Origin of the sequence: Nitrosospira multiformis (assembly GCF_900110185.1) — a bacterium.
GTDB lineage: Bacteria > Pseudomonadota > Gammaproteobacteria > Burkholderiales > Nitrosomonadaceae > Nitrosospira > Nitrosospira multiformis_A.
Window position 1 is genome coordinate 1 of record NZ_FOCT01000022.1, and the last position, 20648, is coordinate 20648.

At 54.4% G+C, this 20648-nt stretch carries 18 protein-coding genes; 10 read left to right on the forward strand and 8 right to left on the reverse strand.

The genetic code is table 11. The features are described 5' to 3' along the window. Positions 1-119 precede the first annotated feature (119 nt). From BMY01_RS18910 to BMY01_RS16085, 3 genes are all read right to left on the reverse strand, one after another. Positions 120-515: a PEP-CTERM sorting domain-containing protein gene (locus BMY01_RS18910; protein WP_139176965.1), complete on the reverse strand. Its 396-nt coding sequence runs from the start codon at positions 513-515 to the stop codon at positions 120-122. 334 nt (positions 516-849) lie between these two features. Further along, entirely contained in the window at positions 850-1245 is a 396-nt protein-coding gene (locus BMY01_RS16080) for a hypothetical protein (protein WP_254772794.1), read from the reverse strand. Between the two features lie 219 nt (positions 1246-1464). After that, positions 1465-1605, reverse strand: coding sequence for an SDR family oxidoreductase (locus BMY01_RS16085; protein WP_139176966.1), 141 nt, complete (start codon positions 1603-1605; stop codon positions 1465-1467). 110 nt (positions 1606-1715) lie between these two features. Here BMY01_RS16085 and thiS point away from each other — a divergent pair, with 110 nt between their 5' ends. Genes thiS through trmB form a run of 3 tightly spaced genes read left to right on the forward strand, consistent with a single transcriptional unit; the run spans position 1716 to position 3487 of the window. Beyond that, positions 1716-1958, forward strand: a complete 243-nt coding sequence (gene thiS, locus BMY01_RS16090) for a sulfur carrier protein ThiS (RefSeq protein WP_074749132.1) — start codon at positions 1716-1718, stop codon at positions 1956-1958. A 3-nt stretch (positions 1959-1961) separates the two neighbouring features. Continuing rightward, positions 1962-2756, forward strand: coding sequence for a thiazole synthase (locus tag BMY01_RS16095; protein ID WP_074749133.1), 795 nt, complete (start codon positions 1962-1964; stop codon positions 2754-2756). A gap of 50 nt (positions 2757-2806) precedes the next feature. After that, positions 2807-3487, forward strand: coding sequence for a tRNA (guanosine(46)-N7)-methyltransferase TrmB (gene trmB, locus BMY01_RS16100; RefSeq protein ID WP_074749134.1), 681 nt, complete (start codon positions 2807-2809; stop codon positions 3485-3487). Positions 3488-3502: 15 nt separating this feature from the next. Here trmB and hemW read toward each other — a convergent pair whose 3' ends face one another. The 3 genes from hemW to rph form a co-directional block, all read right to left on the reverse strand. Next, the gene (gene hemW, locus BMY01_RS16105) at positions 3503-4729 is read right to left on the reverse strand and encodes a radical SAM family heme chaperone HemW (RefSeq protein ID WP_074749135.1); all 1227 of its coding nucleotides are present in this window, start codon (positions 4727-4729) and stop codon (positions 3503-3505) included. A 102-nt stretch (positions 4730-4831) separates the two neighbouring features. Beyond that, the gene (rdgB, locus tag BMY01_RS16110) at positions 4832-5425 is read right to left on the reverse strand and encodes an RdgB/HAM1 family non-canonical purine NTP pyrophosphatase (RefSeq protein WP_074749136.1); all 594 of its coding nucleotides are present in this window, start codon (positions 5423-5425) and stop codon (positions 4832-4834) included. Positions 5426-5433: 8 nt separating this feature from the next. Next, positions 5434-6150 carry a ribonuclease PH gene (gene rph / locus BMY01_RS16115; protein WP_074749137.1) on the reverse strand — a complete coding sequence of 239 codons (717 nt, stop codon included), beginning with the start codon at positions 6148-6150 and terminating at the stop codon, positions 5434-5436. A gap of 212 nt (positions 6151-6362) precedes the next feature. Between rph and BMY01_RS16120 the strand changes: the two genes are divergently transcribed. The 6 genes from BMY01_RS16120 to BMY01_RS16145 all read left to right on the forward strand — a co-directional run bounded on the left by BMY01_RS16120 (position 6363) and on the right by BMY01_RS16145 (position 12183). Next, positions 6363-7217, forward strand: coding sequence for a YicC/YloC family endoribonuclease (locus tag BMY01_RS16120; protein WP_074749152.1), 855 nt, complete (start codon positions 6363-6365; stop codon positions 7215-7217). Between the two features lie 165 nt (positions 7218-7382). Next, positions 7383-7823, forward strand: a complete 441-nt coding sequence (trxC, locus tag BMY01_RS16125) for a thioredoxin TrxC (RefSeq protein WP_074749138.1) — start codon at positions 7383-7385, stop codon at positions 7821-7823. A 177-nt stretch (positions 7824-8000) separates the two neighbouring features. Further along, entirely contained in the window at positions 8001-8633 is a 633-nt protein-coding gene (gene gmk, locus BMY01_RS16130) for a guanylate kinase (RefSeq protein ID WP_074749139.1), read from the forward strand. A gap of 181 nt (positions 8634-8814) precedes the next feature. Further along, positions 8815-9021 (forward strand): DNA-directed RNA polymerase subunit omega, encoded by a 207-nt coding sequence (rpoZ, locus tag BMY01_RS16135; RefSeq protein WP_074749153.1) that lies wholly within the window; start codon positions 8815-8817, stop codon positions 9019-9021. A gap of 121 nt (positions 9022-9142) precedes the next feature. Continuing rightward, positions 9143-11305 carry a RelA/SpoT family protein gene (locus BMY01_RS16140; protein ID WP_439331414.1) on the forward strand — a complete coding sequence of 721 codons (2163 nt, stop codon included), beginning with the start codon at positions 9143-9145 and terminating at the stop codon, positions 11303-11305. A 179-nt stretch (positions 11306-11484) separates the two neighbouring features. Next, a complete protein-coding gene (locus BMY01_RS16145; RefSeq protein ID WP_074749140.1) occupies positions 11485-12183 on the forward strand; it encodes an SOS response-associated peptidase in 699 nt (232 codons plus the stop codon). A gap of 392 nt (positions 12184-12575) precedes the next feature. On the opposite strand, the gene metH is transcribed toward BMY01_RS16145, so the two are convergent. Further along, positions 12576-16307, reverse strand: coding sequence for a methionine synthase (metH, locus tag BMY01_RS16150; RefSeq protein WP_074749155.1), 3732 nt, complete (start codon positions 16305-16307; stop codon positions 12576-12578). A 307-nt stretch (positions 16308-16614) separates the two neighbouring features. Here metH and BMY01_RS16155 point away from each other — a divergent pair, with 307 nt between their 5' ends. Next, complete coding sequence (locus BMY01_RS16155; protein ID WP_074749156.1) at positions 16615-17301, forward strand: PEP-CTERM sorting domain-containing protein; 687 nt, start codon at positions 16615-16617, stop codon at positions 17299-17301. Positions 17302-17514: 213 nt separating this feature from the next. Here the strand turns inward: BMY01_RS16155 and BMY01_RS16160 are convergent, their stop codons facing one another. Further along, complete coding sequence (locus BMY01_RS16160) at positions 17515-20643, reverse strand: efflux RND transporter permease subunit (protein WP_074749141.1); 3129 nt, start codon at positions 20641-20643, stop codon at positions 17515-17517. Positions 20644-20648: the final 5 nt, after the last annotated feature.

A 20648-nucleotide genomic window follows, 5' to 3' on the forward strand; every position in this document is an offset into this window, starting at 1 on the left:
CTGATTTTGATGAAAAACGCAACCAGCGAAGGGTAACGGACGCACTCAACAATCTCCTGAAGGATGCGCCCAACAGCAAGCTGAAATGTGCAGCTGGCGCCTTTGAGGCGCTCACCATTTCAAGCTACCGGCTTTACCGGTGGTATTTGGCTCGTATCACTGCGACCTCTTGAACTCACCAATATCGTGATAAGCCCCGCCATGAGCATCAAGACCATGCTCGGCTCAGGGACGACGCTTACGCCACCTTTGAGACGAACAGCTTCTAAATAAGTATCAGTAGAAGTTATCGTAATCGTTAGCGTATTTAACCTAGGATTCAGAAATGAAACCTCCGGGGCAACCGAGAACGGCGTAAGCGCATCCCAGTGAAGATTCGGCAGCGCAGCGAGTTGATCCCCATTCAAGCTCAAGGTGCCTCGATCATCAATTGCCCAGACATCGTGTATTGAAACATTCGATAAATCCAAGCCAGAAAGATCAAAGGTGCAAGGGGGATTTAAAGGGGATTTCAAGTGAACCGCAGCGGGTAAATTTCAATGAGTTCCGCAGGTTCGTTGGCGGTGAATGGGTGTTCAGCAGCGACGAGGAGGCCATCTTGTACAGGGATAATATGTGTCACGGTACTTTTGGAACCGAGGATCGCAAAAGTGGTGGCATCAAATGAGCGTTGAGAAACCAGCCGGGTTTACTGGAGGCCCTTACTGCTTCTGATACAATCCAATCAATTCCGCAGAGGCGATCATTGGCCTTGCACCCCCTCCCCAGCCTAGCTTTAGGGATGCCTGAGATCCAGCAACACCCCAGTTCCGGCCAGGGTTCCCTGCCCAGCTCCTGGGGCAATCCAAATCAATGTAACGCGATCGAAGCAATATAATCGCGTTTCGCCGGTTGCGACGCCATCCTATGGCGAAAAGCAGCTTGGGTGGCTTTCTCTGCCGCCCGTTTGTATTTTTGCACTAGAGTGGCGTGCGATTGTGAATCCTGCTCGTGTCTCCCGTAGGGGTAGCTTTTGTCCTCGTAATACTGGAGCCGTTTCTCGTGTTCCGCTGCTATTTCCAGGAGTTTCCTGGCGCGGTTTTCATACCGCCTGGCGAGCTCGTCGTGGTCGACAAAAGTTCTGATACTGTGCGCGACCATGTTCGCATTGTCATTCCTTGCTTCGAGCGTGCTGGTCTCGGTGCAGGAGGCCAGCAGGCCCAGCATGGATATAGATGTTAAAAACTTCCTTATTTCTTTTTCCATGATAGGTAGACTCCAATGAAATGGATGAAGTGAAAGCCGCTCCATCCTGATGCGGCCATGACATTGGAACATTGTACTCAGTATTACTATAAATAAAAGTCATGTATTTTGATTATTATCATAATATTCTGCTTATGGTTCCATCTGACAGCAGTCAGTATCCTATAGGCACAAGAGCACCTTGCAGCTTCGCCGCAGGACTTCTGGCTTCGACCGTCGCTATACCGGCTGGCCACCATCGACAACGATGGCGCTCCCGACAACGAAGCTCGCTGCATCCGAACACAACCACACAACCGTCGCAGCAATCTCCTCGGCCTTCCCATTCTTCCGACCGGTTCTCGCGCACCTGATGAACATCGGTTTCACCGGAGTCGACTAGGAGGTGGCTGCGCCGTATAATTCAAATTATAAAATACGCATATTGTCAAAAGCTGAGACGGCATTTTTGCCAAGCGACTCTTTGGAAAATGATACAACTTATAGTCAATGGCCAACCCCAACTTGTTCCTTCTCCAGATTCGGGAACCGATTCAGGGACAACGAATGACGCAAGGCTGAACATCAGGCAATTACTGGAGCACATGGGGTTGCAGGGCAAACGGATCGCGGTCGAGCGCAACGGTGAAATCGTACCGCGCAGCCAATTCGACCAGCCGATGCTTGCAAGCGGCGACAAGCTTGAAATTGTCGTTGCCGTAGGTGGAGGGTAGCCCATGGACAAACTTGTCATCGCAGGTAAAGCTTATTCCTCACGCCTCCTGGTGGGTACCGGAAAATATAGGGATTTTGACGAGACCCGCGTCGCAGTGGACGCCAGCGGCGCAGAAATCATTACCGTGGCTATCCGCAGAACCAATCTCGGCCAGAACCCAGAAGAACCCAGTCTGCTGGATGTGCTGCCGCCATCGCAATATACGCTGTTACCCAATACAGCCGGATGCTATACGGTGGAGGATGCAGTAAGAACCTTGCGCCTTGCACGCGAATTGCTGGACGGTCATACCCTGGTGAAGCTGGAGGTCCTGGGTGACCCGAAAACACTTTATCCCAACATCGTTGAAACCCTCAAGGCAGCCGAGCTTCTGATCAAGGAGGGTTTCCAGGTCATGGTCTATACCTCGGATGACCCTATTGCCGCCAGGCAACTGGAAGAGATCGGCTGCATCGCGATCATGCCATTAGCATCCCTGATCGGTTCGGGCATGGGTATCCTCAATCCATGGAACCTGCAGATCATCATCGAAAATGCCAAAGTCCCGGTCATTGTGGATGCCGGAGTGGGTACGGCATCGGACGCGGCGATTGCAATGGAACTGGGCTGCGACGGCGTGCTTATGAACACGGCCATTGCTGCCGCGCAAAATCCGGTACTGATGGCGTCAGCGATGAAAAAAGCGGTTGAAGCGGGACGTGAAGCGTATCTCGCCGGCCGTATGCCGAAAAAGCTGTACAGTGCAAGTCCCAGTTCTCCGGTGGAGGGAGTTATCGGCAACATGTCAGGGAAATAAGGACCGGAAAGGATTTTTCATTCCCCACCTGTCCTTTCCAGGCATATCAAATGGTTGAACATTCTCCCCATCGTCCCATCCGCAGCTTCGTTCTTCGCCAAGGGCGCCTTTCAAACGCGCAGCGCCGCGCCCATGAAACATTGATGCCGAAATACGGCATTCCTTATTCCGGGAACCTGCTTGATCTGGCCGCTATCTTCAGCAGAAGTGCACCTAAATTCCTGGAAATCGGCTTCGGCATGGGCGAAACCACGGCGCTGATCGCCCACGCGCATCCGCAGAATGATTATCTCGCCGCCGAAGTCCACACGCCCGGCGTGGGCAGCCTGCTCAAGCAAGTGGAAGAACTGGGGCTTACGAATATACGCGTCATCCAGCACGATGCGGTTGATGTCCTGCAACACGCTTTGCCCCCTGAGTGCCTCGATGGGGTGCACATTTTCTTTCCCGACCCCTGGCCCAAGGCGCGCCATCACAAGCGCCGACTGATACAAGCCGAATTCGTCGACCTGCTTTGCAACCGCCTGAAACCCGGCGGCTATATCCATGTGGCGACCGACTGGGAGGATTATGCAGAACAAATACTGAAGGTATTGAGCGGTGAGCCGCACTTGACCAATACCGCGGTTGGTTATGCGCCACGGCCGGAATACCGTCCCCTCACAAAGTTCGAGCAGCGGGGGAGGCGGCTCGGACACGAGGTCTGGGATGTGATATTCCGGAAAAAATAGACCGCCTGAAGAGGCTTATACCCGGCTTTGCCCGGGAAGGAAAATCTGCAGCAAATCGTTCAAAAACCGCTTGCCGACCAGAGTAGGCGCAATACGCTGAAAATCCCGCGTTATCAACTGCCGCCGTTCCGCCTCGTCGAGCTGACGCTGGATGTGAGTGAGAGCCAGTCCTGTACGTTCAATGAACATTTGCGGGGCAAACCCATCGGTCAGGCGTAGTGCGTTCATCATGAATTCAAACGCGCGATCATTCCGCCCTACTTCGTGCTGCTCCATGACAGGGGGTTCAGATGATACTTCGGGGGCCGATCTGGTCAGATACTCCTTCGGCTGCCTGTAACGCATCTGGCGCACTATCCTGTCCCGAAAGCTTATTTTGCTGTGCGCTCCGGCACCAATCCCCAGGTAATCTCCGAACAGCCAGTAATTCATGTTATGACGGGATTCGCGCCCGGGCCGGGCAAAGGCCGAAGTTTCATAATTTGCATAACCTTCCCGCGCGAGCGTTTGTTCGATCATTGCCTGCATGTCTGCCGTCAGCTCACCATCGGGCAAGGAGGGCGGGTAACGATGAAACAATGTATTTGGTTCCAGCGTCAGATGGTAGGCGGAAATATGCTGCACGCCGTGCGCAACGGCTGTCTCGATATCCTCCCGCGCTTCTTCCAGCGTCTGGTTTGGCAGTCCATACATCAGGTCGAGATTGATGTTGTCGAAGTTCTTTTGGGCGATTTCGATCGCGCGAAGGGCATCTTTGCGGTCATGTATGCGTCCGAGTGATGCAAGGTGACGGGCGTTAAAACTCTGAATGCCGATGGAGAGGCGATTGATGCCGGCAGCCCGGAAATCCGCAAATTTTTGAGCCTCGAACGTTCCAGGATTGGCCTCCAGCGTTATTTCAGCCAAGTGCTCCAGTGGTAGCAAGGCCCTGGCGGCGGCAAGAATTTCATCTATGGAATGAGGACTGAACAGACTCGGCGTTCCACCGCCGAAAAAAACACTGATGACTTTGCGCCCCCATATCTGGGGCAGTGAAGCTTCCAGGTCGCGGATGAGGGCGGCTACATACTCGGCCTCCGGCAGGCCGCCACTCCGGTCGCGAACTTCATAGGAGTTGAAGTCGCAATAGGGGCATTTTTTCATGCACCACGGAAGGTGGATGTAAAGGCTCAGCGGGGGCAGAGACTTCATCTGGAGGGTCTGGGAACCGAGAATCGCTGCGGGAGAAATAATTGCTGTCATGATGAATTGAAGAGACAAGCAAAAGGAACCATTGTTTCAGCAATGATTGAAATTGTCTTTCTCTTCTGCTTGCAACGGCTGAATAAGCGGTAAGCGGTCAAATCAGGGCTGTTCCTGCCTGATCCTCTCGACGAGTTGCGCGAGTGCTTTTCCCCGGTGGCTGATCCGGTTTTTTTGCTCCATCGGCAGTTCCGCAGCTGTTTTGCCGAGATTTGCCAGAAAAAAATAGGGATCGTAGCCGAAGCCGCCATTACCGCGGGGATTCAGCAGAATTTCCCCATGCCAGCTTCCATCGGCAATAATGGGTTGTGGATCTTCGGGATGCCGCAGCAGCGCTATAACGCAGTAATAGTACGCCCGGCGATCACTCTGGTTCCGCAGCGCCTCGACCAGCTTCTGATTGTTGCGTTCATCCGATTTCGGTTCTCCCGCATAACGGGCAGATAAGATACCGGGCTTTCCGCCAAGGATATTGACACAAATGCCGGAATCATCGGCGAGTGCCGGCAACCCGGTATTTTTGCTGGCATGGCGTGCCTTGGCAAGCGCGTTCTCAACGAAAGTGCAATGAGGTTCCTCAGCTTCGGGAAAATCGAATGCCGACTGGGGTAGCACTTCGATTCCCAGAGGTTCCAGCAAGAGGCGAATTTCTCGCAGCTTGCCGGCATTATTGCTGGCAATGACCAGTTTTTGCATATCCGGCTTTATCTGTTCAATGCGTTTTTCTGAGCTGCGATCAGTTCCCGTATTCCCTGCTGCGCCAGATCCAGCATCATATCCAGATCATTCCGGCTGAAAGGCGTGCCTTCGGCAGTCCCCTGCATTTCCACCAGACCAAAGTCGTCCGTCATGACGATGTTCATGTCCGTATCGCAGCGCGAATCTTCCAGATAATCGAGGTCCAGCATCGGCACGCCTTCGTAGACGCCCACTGAAACCGCTGCAACATGACCGGTGATCGGCGTGGCTTCTATCGCCTGCTTGCGCAGCAGCGTTCCTATCGCATCATGCACTGCTACAAATGCACCCGTGATACTCGCCGTGCGAGTACCCCCATCAGCCTGGATCACATCGCAATCCACCTGAATGGTTCGCTCGCCCAGTTTTGTCAAATCCATTACCGAACGCAAGGCGCGCCCGATCAGCCGCTGAATTTCCATCGTCCTGCCGGACTGCTTGCCTTTGGCGGCTTCCCGCTGCATGCGTTCATTAGTGGAACGCGGCAACATCCCGTATTCTGCTGTGAGCCAGCCCTGTCCCTTGCCGCGTAGAAAAAGAGGTACTTTCTCATCCACGCTCGCAGTACAGATTATGCGGGTATCCCCACATTCGATCAGCACTGAACCTTCCGCATGCCGAGTGTAATGCCGGGTAATCTGAACGGAGCGAAGTTGATCCGGGCGGCGTTTACTGGGACGCATAAGTTGTACTATATCCTTCACTATTAACTGAGCGGTGATACATTCACCGGATAAGTCGAACGACACATACCGCCTTTTCGGCTGCACGGAAACACCAACTCGTTTCCTTTATATGCAGCAACGATATGCGATAATGCCTAGGCCCACAATTTTAACGCATTGAGGACCTTCGAGTGGATGATCGAGTGGACAAGTTAGCCAAGATCTACAGCATGACCGGCTACGCCGTAGTCGCGAAGGAACTTCCACAAGGATCGCTGAATCTCGAGCTTCGCTCGGTCAACAGCCGTTATCTCGATATCCAGTTTCGCCTTCCCGACGAATTCCGCATGCTGGAAACCGCAATGCGCGAATTTCTGACCACCCGCCTCAAGCGTGGAAAAATCGAATGCCGCGTCAGTTTTTCCCGGATTACACCTGCGGAAGATTTGCAGCATATTAATGCGGATTTGTTGCAAAAATTGCTGGAACTGGACCGTACCGTCAGAGCGGTATTGCCCGAGGCTCGGGGCCTGGCGGTGGCAGATGTCCTTCGTTGGCCCGGAATATTGGCGACGGAATCCTCCTCCGCCGAGAACTTTTTCGGGCCATGCATGAACTTGCTGCATGTGGCAGTGGACGAACTGGCCGCTGCCCGTGGTCGTGAAGGTACAAAACTCAAAGCCATATTGCTGGACCGCCTGGGCAATATGCGCCGGCTCGCATCCGAAGTCAGTCCATGCATTCCTGCTTTGCTGGCGACGTTTCAGGAAAAGCTCAAGGCGAGACTGCGTGAAGCCATGATAAATTGCGATGATGAGCGCATCCGCCAGGAATTGACATTGTTTGCCAGCAAGATAGATGTGGATGAGGAACTGTCGCGCCTTCAGGCGCACTTCGACGAAGTAGAACGCGTTCTGGAGAAAGGCGGAGCGATCGGCAAGCGGCTGGATTTTCTAATGCAGGAACTCAACCGGGAGGCCAATACCATCGGCGCGAAGTCGGTGGATGCGGAAGTGTCGAAAATTTCGGTGGAACTCAAGGTTCTGATCGAGCAAATGCGGGAGCAGGTGCAGAATATCGAGTAGCTGCAGGAAAATCGGCAGTTGAATGTATAAATAATTTTGGCGTTCATGTTTTTTGCCGCTACCGCGTGAATCCCCTGCGCAAATAGCCATCGTCCTGAATTGAAAACAGGAGCACCCGATTTACCGGCTATTATTGGAATTATTGGATGATATGTGTAAATTCTTATGAGTGATTCCCTGCATCTCGTCTGCCCTCACTGCAACTCGATTAACCGTGTTCCCACTGCGCGCCTCGGCGAGCAGCCCAATTGCGGACAATGCCACCAGCCGATATTCGCCGGCCAGCCGTTGGAATTAACCGGTTCAACCTTCGCACGCTACATTAATAAAAACGATGTTCCGGTTCTGGTCGATTTCTGGGCACCCTGGTGCGGACCCTGCAAAATGATGGCGCCAGCCTTCAAAGAAGCGGCGGCTCTGCTTGAGCCCCATGTTCGCCTCGCGAAGGTGAATACCGATGTGGAGCAAACGGTCGGCGCGCAATACCGCATTCGCAGTATTCCTACACTCATCCTGTTCAAGGGCGGTCGGGAGCTTGCGCGGCAGGCGGGCGCAATGACAACACAGGATATCGTGCGCTGGGCGCGATCCCAGGCCTTGGGGTAGTTGAAGGGGTAGGGACTGGTGAAATCCTGAAACTTGTTGAGTTGTGGAAGCTGCTACACTCTAGCCTTGACTCTTTGACCGGTGGGAAGCACCGAAAAGAGCGCGAGCTCAATCATAAAAACAAAAAAGCTGTAACACACACCTATTGCTGAAGAGGGATTCCAGCAGGTCGAACCAATGACTACAACGCCAGGTACTCTATATATCATCAGCGCGCCGTCGGGAGCTGGCAAGACCAGTCTGGTCAAGGCCCTGCTGCAAACGGGTATCAACCTCAGCCTGTCCATTTCATATACCTCACGGCAGCCTCGCCCCGAAGAAATGGACGGACGCGATTATCATTTCGTAACACGTCAAGTATTCGAGCAAAAACTGCAAGAGGACGAGTTCCTGGAAAGCGCGGAACTCTACGGGAACTTCTACGGCACCTCGAAAAAGTGGATCAATGAAACCATGATGTCGGGGCGCGACATTCTGCTGGAAATAGACAGTCAGGGCGCGCGTCAGGTGCGCGGGGTTTTCCCCGTAGCGGTGGGCATTTTTGTTCTGCCGCCATCACTCGAAGTGCTGGAAATGCGCTTGCGCCATCGAGCCCAGGACAGCCTCGAAGCGATCAGCCGCCGGCTGGCGGCCGCGCGTGAGGAGTTGAGTCATGCGGGAGAGTATAATTACATCATCATCAACGACAAGCTGGAGAGGGCGCTGCAGGACCTGAAATGTATCGTACAGGCGGAGCGCCTAAAAACGGCGAAGCAGCTTGTCCGTCACCATGGCCTGCTGGCACAACTTACCCGCACGTCCATTTTATAAACCGGACAGGCACGCGGACATCCCTACCTCTGCCTCCTCCAGAAGTTTCATAGAGCCACCAGCGGTAGCAACGGCATGTACCTTTGTCGTGCAAAATGAAGTGCTTGAAATGTCCTTCGGGTTGCCTTTCCACAACCAGACACTCTATACTGTAATTTCCTTATATCTGGTAAAGGAAATCATGGCCCGCATCACTGTTGACGATTGTCTGAAAAAAATTCCCAATCGCTTCGATATGACCCTCGTTGCAACCATTCGGGCGCGCCAACTTTCAGTGGGCGGAAGCCCGATGGTGGAACCGTCCCGGGATAAACCGACCGTGATTGCGCTGCGGGAAATTTCACGAGGCCTGGTTGGAACGGATATCCTCACGACTGGAACCCTTTAGAGCGTTCAAGCGCTACGGGGAATGTAAAAAAACCGGTCTTCATTGCGTAACAAGTAAACTGACGATCAATCATCGAGTGAGGATACCGCTGCTATTCCGGAACGTATGTTGATGGAATGAAATGAAGGAAATGACGATGCAGGCGCGAGGTCTGTCCAGTTCTTCTGCTACTTTGCCTGAGGCAAGTTTCCTTTTTCACGAACTCTCCAGCTATCTCACGCGGGAAGACGTATCCGAGCTTCAGAACGCCTATCTCTTCAGTCAAAGCGCCCACTCGGGCCAATTCCGCCAATCCGGCGAACCTTATATCTCTCATCCCCTCGCAGTAGCCAGCATTCTCGGCAAACTGCGGCTCGACAGCCAGACGCTGGCGGCAGCGCTGCTGCACGACGTGATGGAAGATACACATGTTTCCAAAGCCGAGATCGGGGATCGCTTTGGCAAGTCGGTCGCGGAACTGGTGGACGGTGTTTCCAAGCTGGACAAGATCGAATTCCAGAGCCACGCGGATGCGCAGGCGGAGAATTTCCGCAAAATGCTGCTGGCAATGGCGCGGGATGTACGCGTCATCCTCATCAAGCTGGCGGATCGGTTGCACAATATGCGCACGCTGGAGGCCATGCGGCCAGAGAAAAAGCGGCGCATCGCGCGTGAAACCATGGAAATCTACGCGCCTATTGCCAATCGGCTAGGACTCAACAATATTTACCATGAATTACAGGACTTAAGCTTCCGTTACCTGTATCCGAGGCGCTATCGGGTTCTGACCAACGCCACCAGGGCGGCGCGCGGAAACCGCCGAGAAATGGTGACGAAAATCCTCGACACCATGAAGCAGCGCCTGAAGACCGCAGGGCTGGATGCGGAAGTAACCGGCCGCGAGAAACAGCTCTACAGCATCTACAAGAAGATGGTGGAGAAGCATCTTTCGTTTTCCGAGATTCTGGATATCTATGGTTTTCGCGTCATCGTAAAGGACGTGCCTTCGTGCTACATCGCGCTGGGCGCACTGCACAGCCTCTACAATCCCATTCCCGGAAAATTCAAGGATTACATCGCTATCCCCAAGGCCAACGGCTACCAGTCCCTGCACAGCACCTTATGGGGACCTTACGGCACGCCGATCGAAATCCAGATCCGGACACCGGAAATGCACCGGATTGCAGAGGCGGGCGTTGCCTCGCACTGGCTCTACAAGAGTTCCGATGCGGATCTGAACGATTTGAACATGAAAACCCATCAGTGGTTGCAGAGCCTGCTCGAAACCATGAGTGATTCCACCGATTCGCTGGAATTTCTGGAACACATCAAGGTTGACCTGTTTCCGGGTGAGGTCTATGTCTTTACGCCCCAGGGCGAGATACTGGCACTGCCCAAGGGGTCGACCGCAGTGGATTTCGCCTATGCGGTGCATACGGACATCGGCGATTGTTGTGTTGCGGCAAAAATAAACGGGGAGAATGCGCCGCTGCGCACAGTGCTCAGAAGCGGAGACCGGGTGGAAATTGTCACCGCATCCCATGCCAAGCCTAATCCGGCCTGGCTGAATTACGTCGTTACCGGCAAGGCGCGCTCGCATATCCGGCGTTTTCTCAAGACCATGCAATACGATGAATCGGCGAAACTCGGGGAGCGGCTGTTGAATCAGGCATTCGCTACGCTCAAGGTCGATCCGCAGACGATCAGCGAGATGCAATGGGAAAAACTGACGCGTGAAAGCGGGGCAAAATCCAGAACCGATTTGCTGGCAGACATGGGCTTGGGCAAGCATTTACCGGCAGTGATTGCCCGCCGGCTTGCGGCTTCACCCGGCGAATCCACTCTCGGTGCGAGCGGAACTACGGATGTCATCACGATACTCGGTACCGAGGGCATGGCCGTACAGTTTGCCAAGTGCTGCCGACCCATTCCCGGGGACCCGGTTATAGCGTTTATCAAGAAAGATCAGGGGCTCGTGATCCATACCGATGACTGTCTGGCAGTGACCAAAAACAAGGGCAGTTCGGACAATTGGCTGGATGTGGCTTGGGGCAAGGACATCGATCGGCAGTTCGAAGTGGGCATCAAGCTGATGGTGGCCAACCAGCGAGGGGTACTCGCCCGGGTGGCGGCAGCCATCGCTGATGCGGATTCCAATATCGATAATGTCGCCATGGAGGGTGATGGCGCATATACCACCATGAATTTCGTCTTACAGGTACGCAACCGCCATCATCTGGCACAGGTGATTCGCAGTTTGAGGCGGATTCCTGAAGTGGCAAAGATCAGCCGCGTGAAGGAGTGACAGGAACGGCAGAGCAAGCTTGTTTCCTCTCCCCGGATACACATAACGGAGCGGGATTGAAGTCCCCATGAAGGCGAGGCAGGGGGAAGTCATGAACCCAAGGGGCAGAATGTTTGCCATGGGAGGCGGCCTGATGCAATATGAAAAAAGTGTAACCTGTCTCGGAAGGATAGCTGAAAATGTGTGGACGCTATGGCTTGAATCATCCTGATCCTGTATTGGCGGAGTGGTACCGCGCTTCATTCATGCCGGAACTGAAACCCCGCTACAACATTGCGCCCACCATGGAAATACTCGCCATACGCGATACTGACAGTGGCCGCATGGGCTCCATGATGCGCTGGGGCCTCATTCCTTACTGGATCAGGGATGTGAAGAAGCTGCCGGTATTGAATAATGCCAGGGCAGAAACGGTGGCCGAAAAACCTGCGTTCAGACAGTCCTTCCGCCAGCGGCGCTGCCTGATTCCCGCTTCCGGGTTCTTCGAGTGGAAAACGGAGGGCCGGCGCAAGCAGCCGTATTTTATATCCAGCCGGGACGGCACACCATTTTCGTTTGCCGGCATATACGAAACCTGGGTCACCGATACGGGAGAAGCAAAAGAGAGTTGCGCCATCATCACGACAGCGTGCAATGCGCTGATGCAGCCGATCCATGATCGGATGCCAGTCATACTTTCCCAGGATGCCTGGGATACATGGCTTGATCCGGACCTGAGGAGGGATGAGATCCTGCTATCCCTGCTCAAGCCCTGTGATGAGAACAGGATGCAAGCATGGCCTGTAACCCAGGCGGTGGGTAAGGTAGTGAATCAGGGGGAGGAGTTGTTTCGTCCGTTGATTTCAGAACAAGAGGGAGACTTTTTTGGCGCAAATTAAAATTAAAGATAATCAGATTATCGGCTCTTGCATGATTGAGAGTGGATTTCCTGGACTCTCCTGAATCCCACACCTTCGCAAGCTCATGCTCCAAAGCAAAATGCTGCATTCTGGGCGCATTATCGCCGGTATGGGCATAACGCTTAGCAGCCTCGATCCATACCAGAACCGAGGCGATGCCATGGAGTTCCAAGCGAAAATCCTTTGCGTACACAATCGCCGCATTCGTTATTTCCCCTAGAAGTTCCTTTTGGTCAGCATCGGTAAACACCTCTTTAAGAGCGCACGATTCCAGGTATTCATAACCGTTCAATCCCTCATGATAAATAAGTGCATCTCCTGCATGTCGCAGGCCTGTAAGCGATCTTTCCGATCAAGTATCTTTCATACGCCTACCTTTCATATGCCAGAACAGGCGCCAGCCAAGTCTCCGTTTCTTCCAGTGTCCAGCCCTTACGCCTGGCGTAATCCTCCACCTGATCCTTGCCGATCTTGCCGACTGCGAAATACCTGGCTTCCGGATGGGAAAAGTAAAAACCTGATACCGCGGCCGTGGGTACCATGGCAAAGGATTCAGTCACGATGATGCCCGCATTTTCAGGCGCTTTCAGCATTTCAAACAAGGGGCCCTTCTCCGTGTGGTCCGGACAGGCCGGGTAGCCCGGCGCGGGGCGAATGCCCTGATACTCTTCCGCAACCAGTTGCTCGTTGCTCAGGTTTTCATCTTTGACAAAGCCCCAGAATTCACGCCGTATCCGCCAGTGCATGTGCTCCGCAAAAGCTTCCGCCAGACGATCCGCCAGCGCTTTCAGGATAATTGCGCTGTAATCGTCATGCGCCTCCTCGAACACCTTTAACTTTGCCTCGATGCCCATTCCCGCAGTCACCGCAAACGCCCCGATGGTGTCGGTAATGCCGCTTTCCCTGGGGGCAATGAAATCCGCCAAGCACAGGTTGGGCTTGCCGTCCGGTTTCATGGTCTGCTGGCGCAGGTTGTGGAAGGTCATCGCTACCCGCTCGCGAGCTTTGTCCGTATAGATTTCGATATCGTCACTGTTGACCGTATTAGCTGGAAACAGGCCGAATACGGCATTTGCTATAAGCCATTTCTGCTCCACGATCTTTTTCAGCATCACCTGCGCATCCCGGTAGAGATTGCTGGCGGCCTCGCCGACCACCTCATCCTCCAGGATGGCGGGGAAACGTCCCGACAGCTCCCATGCCTGAAAGAACGGCGTCCAGTCTATGAAGGGTACCAGTTTTTCCAGGGGGTAATTTCGCAAGGACCTGACACCGGTAAAACCCGGGGAAGGAGGGGAGTAAGTTTCCCAATCCGTTTTGAAGGCGTTCTTGCGAGCGTCCGCAATGGATAGCATCGGCGCAGGCCCTTTCTTGTTTTTATGCTGCGCCCGTACCCTCTCATACTCGGTCTGGATTTGTTGAATATAGTCCGCCCGTAAATCCTCCGACAACAGATTGCTGCACACGCCGACCGCGCGGCTGGCATCCGGCACCCACACGGTGACGCCGCTGTATTTGGGCGCCACCTTCACCGCTGTGTGTACGCGCGAAGTGGTGGCCCCGCCAATCAATAGCGGGATGGTAAAACCTTCCCGCTCCATCTCCTTTGCCACATGCGCCATTTCTTCCAGGGAAGGCGTAATCAACCCTGAAAGCCCGATCATATCCGCGTTTTCACGTCGTGCTGTCTCCAGAATTTTGGCACTGGGGACCATCACACCCATGTTCACCACTTCATAATTGTTGCACTGGAGCACTACGGTGACGATATTTTTGCCAATGTCATGCACATCGCCCTTGACGGTGGCGATGACAATCTTGCCCTTGGGTTTAGAATCGCCAAGCAGCTTCTTTTCCGCCTCGATGAACGGCAGCAGGTGCGCTACCGCCTGTTTCATCACGCGTGCCGATTTCACCACCTGGGGCAGGAACATCTTGCCTGATCCGAACAGATCGCCGACGACGCTCATGCCGTTCATCAAGGGGCCTTCGATCACCTGGATCGGCCGTCCGCCCTGTGCGGCTATTTCCTGCCGGACTGCCTCGGTGTCTTCCACAATATAGGTGGTAATCCCCTTGACCAGGGCATGCGTCAGCCGCTCCTGCAGCGAACCATTTCGCCAGGCAAGGTCTTCGGTACTTTCCTTGCTTTGTCCCTTGAAGCTCTCGGCAAATTCCACCAGGCGCTCGGTGGCGGTAGCCTCTCCGTCTTGCGGGAGGGTGCGGTTGAGCAATACATCCTCGACCCGTTCCAGCAGGTCCTTGGGAATATCGGAATAAACGCCGAGCTGACCGGCGTTCACGATGCCCATCGTCATCCCGGCGCGAACGGCGTGGTAGAGGAAGGCGGTGTGGATCGCCTCCCGCACCGGCTCATTGCCGCGGAAGGAGAAGGAAACATTCGAAACGCCGCCGCTCACTTTTGCATACGGCAGCTTTTCCTTGATGGCACGGGTCGCTTCGATGAAATCCACTCCGTAATTATTATGCTCGTCGATGCCGGTGGCGATTGCAAAGATATTCGGATCAAAGATGATGTCCTCAGGGGGGAAGCCAACCTGATCGACGAGAATGCGGTAGCAGCGCGCGCAAATCTCCACCTTACGCGCCAGAGTGTCCGCCTGGCCGGTCTCGTCGAATGCCATCACGATGACCGCCGCGCCATAACGCCGCGCCAGTTTCGCATGTTCGATGAATTCGGCTTCACCTTCCTTGAGGCTGATGGAATTGATGATAGGCTTGCCCTGTACGCACTTCAGCCCGGCTTCAATGACCGACCACTTGCTGGAATCGATCATGATCGGCACCCGACTGATATCCGGTTCCGCGGCGACGAGGTTCAGGAAAGTAACCATTGCCTTCTGCGAATCGAGCATCGCCTCGTCCATGTTAATGTCGATGATCTGAGCTCCATTCTCGACCTGACTGCGTCCGACGCTCAGTGCTTCCGCATAGTTGTTGCCGAGTATCAGGCGGGCAAAGGCTTTCGAACCGGTGACGTTGGTCCGCTCCCCGACGTTTACAAACAGGGAGTCGTCACCGATGTTGAGCGGTTCAAGACCGGAAAGACGAAGCTTCTTTGGAACATCCGGCACGGCTCGAGGTGGGATATTCCCAACGGCGTCTGCAATGGCTTTGATATGCGCAGGCGTGGTGCCGCAGCAACCGCCGACGATATTCACAAAACCGGATTGCGCATACCCTTTGATCAACCCCGCAGTATATTCCGGGGATTCGTCATAGCCCGTCTCCGCCAGTGGATTAGGCAGGCCTGCATTAGGGTGAGCACTCACATACACGCCTGCGACCCTGGAAAGCTCCTCGACATAAGGGCGCATCAGTTCCGCCCCCAAGGCGCAGTTGAGTCCTACGGACAACGGACGGGCATGAGATACGGAGTTCCAGAATGCTTCCGGCGTCTGGCCGGAAAGCGTGCGCCCCGAAGCATCCGTTATCGTGGCCGAAATCATGATGGGAACACGCACCTGATGCGTTTCGAAATACCGGTCTATGGCAAACAGCGCCGCCTTCGCATTGAGGGTATCGAATATGGTTTCCAGCAGCAGAATATCAGCTCCCCCATCGAGCAGGCCGCGAATGGATTCGGAATAATCCTCCACCAGTTGGTCGAATGTGATGCCGCGGAAGCCGGGGTCGTTCACGTCGGGAGAAATCGAAGCGGTTTTGGTGGTCGGCCCCAGCACGCCCGCGACAAAGCGCGGCTTCTCGGGCGTCTTTGCTTCCATCGCTTGGGCTGCTTCCTTTGCCAGCCTGGCCCCGGCAAAGTTGAGCTCATACACCAGGTCCTGCATGTGGTAGTCGCCCATCGAAGCCGCGGTGGAATTGAAAGTGTTGGTTTCGACGATGTCTGCGCCTGCCTCCAGATAGGCTTCATGAATGGAACGGATCACCTGCGGCTGGGTGAGCGTCAGGAGATCGTTGTTGCCCCGGAGATCATGCGGAAAATCGGCGAAGCGCTCCCCGCGATAGTCCTTTTCGCCAAGCTTGTGGCTCTGGATCATGGTCCCCATCGCACCATCGAGCAGCAGGATGCGGCGAGCCAGCAGATCTTCCAGTAATTTGATGCGAGGGTGTTCGTTCATGGCAATACCAAGGTTCAGGTGGAGCTTAGATTCTATCATGCCCTTATCCACCATTCCCTCCGACAGACTCATGACAACCAACCGGCTGAGAAGCGTGTCTTGTAGCGTCAATGGCAGCTTCTATCTGGATGAGACGTGGATTCGGATGGAAGAGGGATGTCATTCGACGAGCATTAGAGCAAAGGTTGCCCCCCACTCCCATCGCCTTGTACCAAAGTACAGGATGTACTTAAGTTCAATAGGAATCCGATGTGATGTAGATAAGATGGCATCAGTTTCTATTTTTTCACTATCCATGGGGGGTAATGTGAATAGATTTTTTCGCGACGCAATTGCATCCGGAGTATTGCTCTCTGCAATATCGGCTGTTCAGGCAACACCTATTTATATGACCGCCAATTTCTCTGGTGGAATTCTCACCACTGACGGGTTGGCTAATAGCCTGGGCTTGCAGCAGACCAGTACATGCAGCGGTTGCGCTGCCGGCAGCGTTAGCGGAAATGTATTATTCGATCAAACCCTCATCCCCGGGAGCGGTACCGGTACTGTGAACATTGCGCTCGCAGCAGTTACCGGTGCCTCAAACAGCACCATTTTCGACATAGACTTTGGAAGTCGACCGTTGGGTTTCGAGTTCGGAGATGGGGATGTGCTGGGTGGCCCATCCATACAATTCAATAATGGTGTATTCAATGGGTTTTTCTTCGTGAAAGATTTTGTGGTCGATGGAAAAACCTACGAAATCAACATGCAGGGTGCGAACTGGACCATGAATTGGTTAAAAAGCAATTCCTCTTCGCAGCTTGTTGCGTCGGGGTACCTGAACGTGGGTAATCAGGGGCTGACGAGTCAGACATATTTTGACCCGTCGCTGCCAGCGACGGAGCTGCCGAATAATACAGTCCCGGAGCCTACAGTTCTTGCGCTTGTCATGGTTGGCATGTTAGGTATTTTTATGACTCGCCGGCATAAACAGACGTACGCAACTGCATAACTAAGGCAGCTTACAGCTTATTTATCAACGTTCATATAGCGGTTAGTTGCAACCCCCTGAGCAACCTCATTATCTTTACCGATGAACTCCGCAGCGGTGTACGGTGTGAGTGGGCACGGTCAGGGGGAAGCGCGGCCAAATCCTGTCCCCATACCAATATCTTTCGTTTCTTGACGAGCAAAAGTTCGAATGTTGATTCGAGGCCAATTCACCCTACAGCTTGGGGCGAGCCAGCTTGCGCAAAGCTACGTAGAAGACAGGGGTAAGGAACAATCCAAATAGAGTCACACCGAGCATCCCGGCAAAGACAGTTATACCCGTTGCGTAGCGCACCTCGCTACCCGCACCGTGACTGAGCACTAAGGGAACAGATCCAGCGATGAAGGCGATCGAAGTCATCACAATCGGCCGAAGTCGAAGGCGGCAGGCTTCCAGTGCGGCTTCGATGGTATCCTTGCCCTGAATCTCCAGTTCTCGTGCGAACTCAACGATCAGGATGGCATTCTTGCATGCCAGACCCATCAGTACGACAAGTCCCACCTGCACAAATATATTGTTGTCCCCGCCTGTGAGCCAAATGCCGAAAAGCGCGGCGCACATGCATACCGGCACGATCAGGATGACCGCCAAGGGTAATGTCCAGCTCTCATAGAGGGCGGCCAGCACCAGAAAGGCCAGCATGATCGATAGTGGGAAGACGATGACTGCCGCGTTGCCCTGGGTGACCTGCTGATAGCTCAGGTCAGTCCATTCCAGGGTAATGCCGCGGGGCAGCACCTCTGCAGCAATTTCCGATAGCTTGGCGATGACTTGTCCCGAGGAAAGTACGCGGGGATCGGCATCACCGATAAGGTCAGCGGCGGGATAACCGTTGTAGCGGATGACAGGATCCGGACCAAAGGCATGTTGAATCGTTACCATCGACCCGAGCGGAACCATTTCTCCTCGACTATTGCGTGTATAAAGATTGTTGATGTCTTCAGCATTCTGGCGGAAAGCCGCGTCCGCCTGCGCCATCACCCGATAGACGCGACCATATAGATTGAAATCGTTGATGTAGAAGGATCCAAGGTAGACCTGCAACGTATTGAAGAGGTCCGTCAAATTTACTCCCTGGGCCTTGGCTTTGACCCGATCCACCTTGACCTCGAGTTGCGGGACGTTAGCCTGGTATGAGCTGACAGGAAAAGTCATGCCTGGCGTCTGCGCGATTGCGTTCTGGAATTTTGTGGTTGCGCTTTGCAACGCCCCATATCCCAGACCACCGCGATCGACCAAATAGAGCGAATAGCCCGACCCATTGCCCAGTCCTTGAATAGGCGGAGGCAGTAATGCATAGGCTTGCCCGTCCTTGATGTCGGCAAGCCTGGCATTCAGTTCAGCGGTGATGGATTCCGCGGAACGCTGGCGTTGATCGAAAGGCTTGAGGATGACGTAGGAAGCAGCCTGACTGGGCGTGTTGACTGACTGCAACGCATTCATGCCAACATAGCTTTCGGTCATTTCCACGCCTTCGATACTGCTGGCAAGGTCGTTTAATTGACGTGTGACGGCGTCAGTACGGGCAAGCGAAGCGCCCTCCGGCAATTTGGCACCGGCGAAGAGATAGAGCTTGTCCTGATTTGGAATAAAGCCGGTCGGCACGATATGGAATAGCATGACTGTTGCGAGCAATAGCCCTACATAGAGGGTAAACACGATGCCGCGCCGGCCCAGTGTTCGGGCTACCGTGCCGTGGTATTTGTCGGAGCTGCGAAGAAACAGCCGATTGAACGGATGGAACAGCCATCCCAGGCTGCGCTCGAGCACCCAGGTAGGCGCATCCTTCGGAGCATCATGTCCTCTGAGCAGTTTTGCCGCCAGTGCCGGCGACAGTGTGAGCGAATTGATCGCGGAAATGACGGTGGATATGGCGATGGTGACGGCAAACTGCTTGTAGAACTCCCCCGTGACACCGCTCAGGAATGCCATGGGCACGAACACGGCGCATAGCACCAGCGCAATGGCGATGATCGGACCGGAGACTTCCTTCATGGCCTGGTGTGCTGCCGCGAGAGGACTCAGACCTTCCTCGATATTGCGCTCAACGTTCTCCACTACGACGATCGCATCGTCGACGACAATACCTACTGCCAGGACCAGTCCGAACAATGTCAGCGTATTGATGGAATATCCGAGAAGGTAGAGCCAGGCAAACGTGCCGATAATCGAGACCGGCACCGCGATCAGGGGGATGATCGATGCGCGCCAAGTCTGCAGAAAGAGAATGACCACCAGCACGACCAGGAAGACCGCTTCGATCAGTGTTTGACCTACGGCCCGAATGGAATCCCGGACAAAAACATTGGGGTCCCACACCACTCGATACTCGATACCCGGGGGGAAGCTTGCTGCAAGTTCTTCAAACTTGGCATAGACCGTCCTGGCCACCTCCAGAGAGTTCGCGCTGGGAGTAAGAAAAATTCCGGCGCTAGTGCTGCCCCTGTTATCGATCATGGCATGGAGCGTGTAATCGCTGGAGCCGAGTTCGACGCGCCCAACATCCGATAAGCGAACCAATTGGCCATCATCGGCACTTTTCAGGACGATGTCGCCGAATTCCTGCTCGCTGCGAAGCCGTCCACGCACATTGATCGGAACGAGAAAATCCGCGCTTCTGGGTGATGGCTCGGCGCCCAGTTGACCCGCGGATACCTGAACGTTCTGCTCGCGGACGGCATCCACCACGTCGCTGGCTGTCAAGCCCCGGGCGGCGAGCTTGTTCGGGTTGAGCCACAGGCGCATCGCATAATCGCCTTCCCCGTACAATCCGACGTTGCCAACACCCTTCAGGCGTGAAAGCGGGTCCTTGATATTGAGCGTCATATAGTTGCGCAGATAGACCGCGTCGTATCGACCGTCGGGTGAAGAAAGATTCACGTACATGAGCGGAGTCGGCGATTGCTTCTGCGTGGTTACGCCGTACTGGCGTACATCGTTGGGCAGGCGGGACAGGGCTTGGGCGACGCGGTTCTGTACGCGGACGGCGGCGGTATCGGGATCGATGCCGGGGGTGAAGGTGATCGTCACTTGCAGGCTTCCATCGGAGCCCGCAACGGACTTCATATACATGATGCCTTCGACGCTGTTGATCGCTTCTTCCAGCGGAACGGCGATTGAATCCGCGATCTCTTTGGGATTGGCGCCATGGTACATTGCACGCACAACCACGCTTGGAGGCACCACTTCCGGATACTCGCCTGCAGGCAGGAGCGGGATGGCGATGAGTCCCGCCGCGAAAATAACGATCGAAAGAACGATGGCAAATATGGGACGGTCGATGAAGAACTTGGAAAAGTCCATGGCCG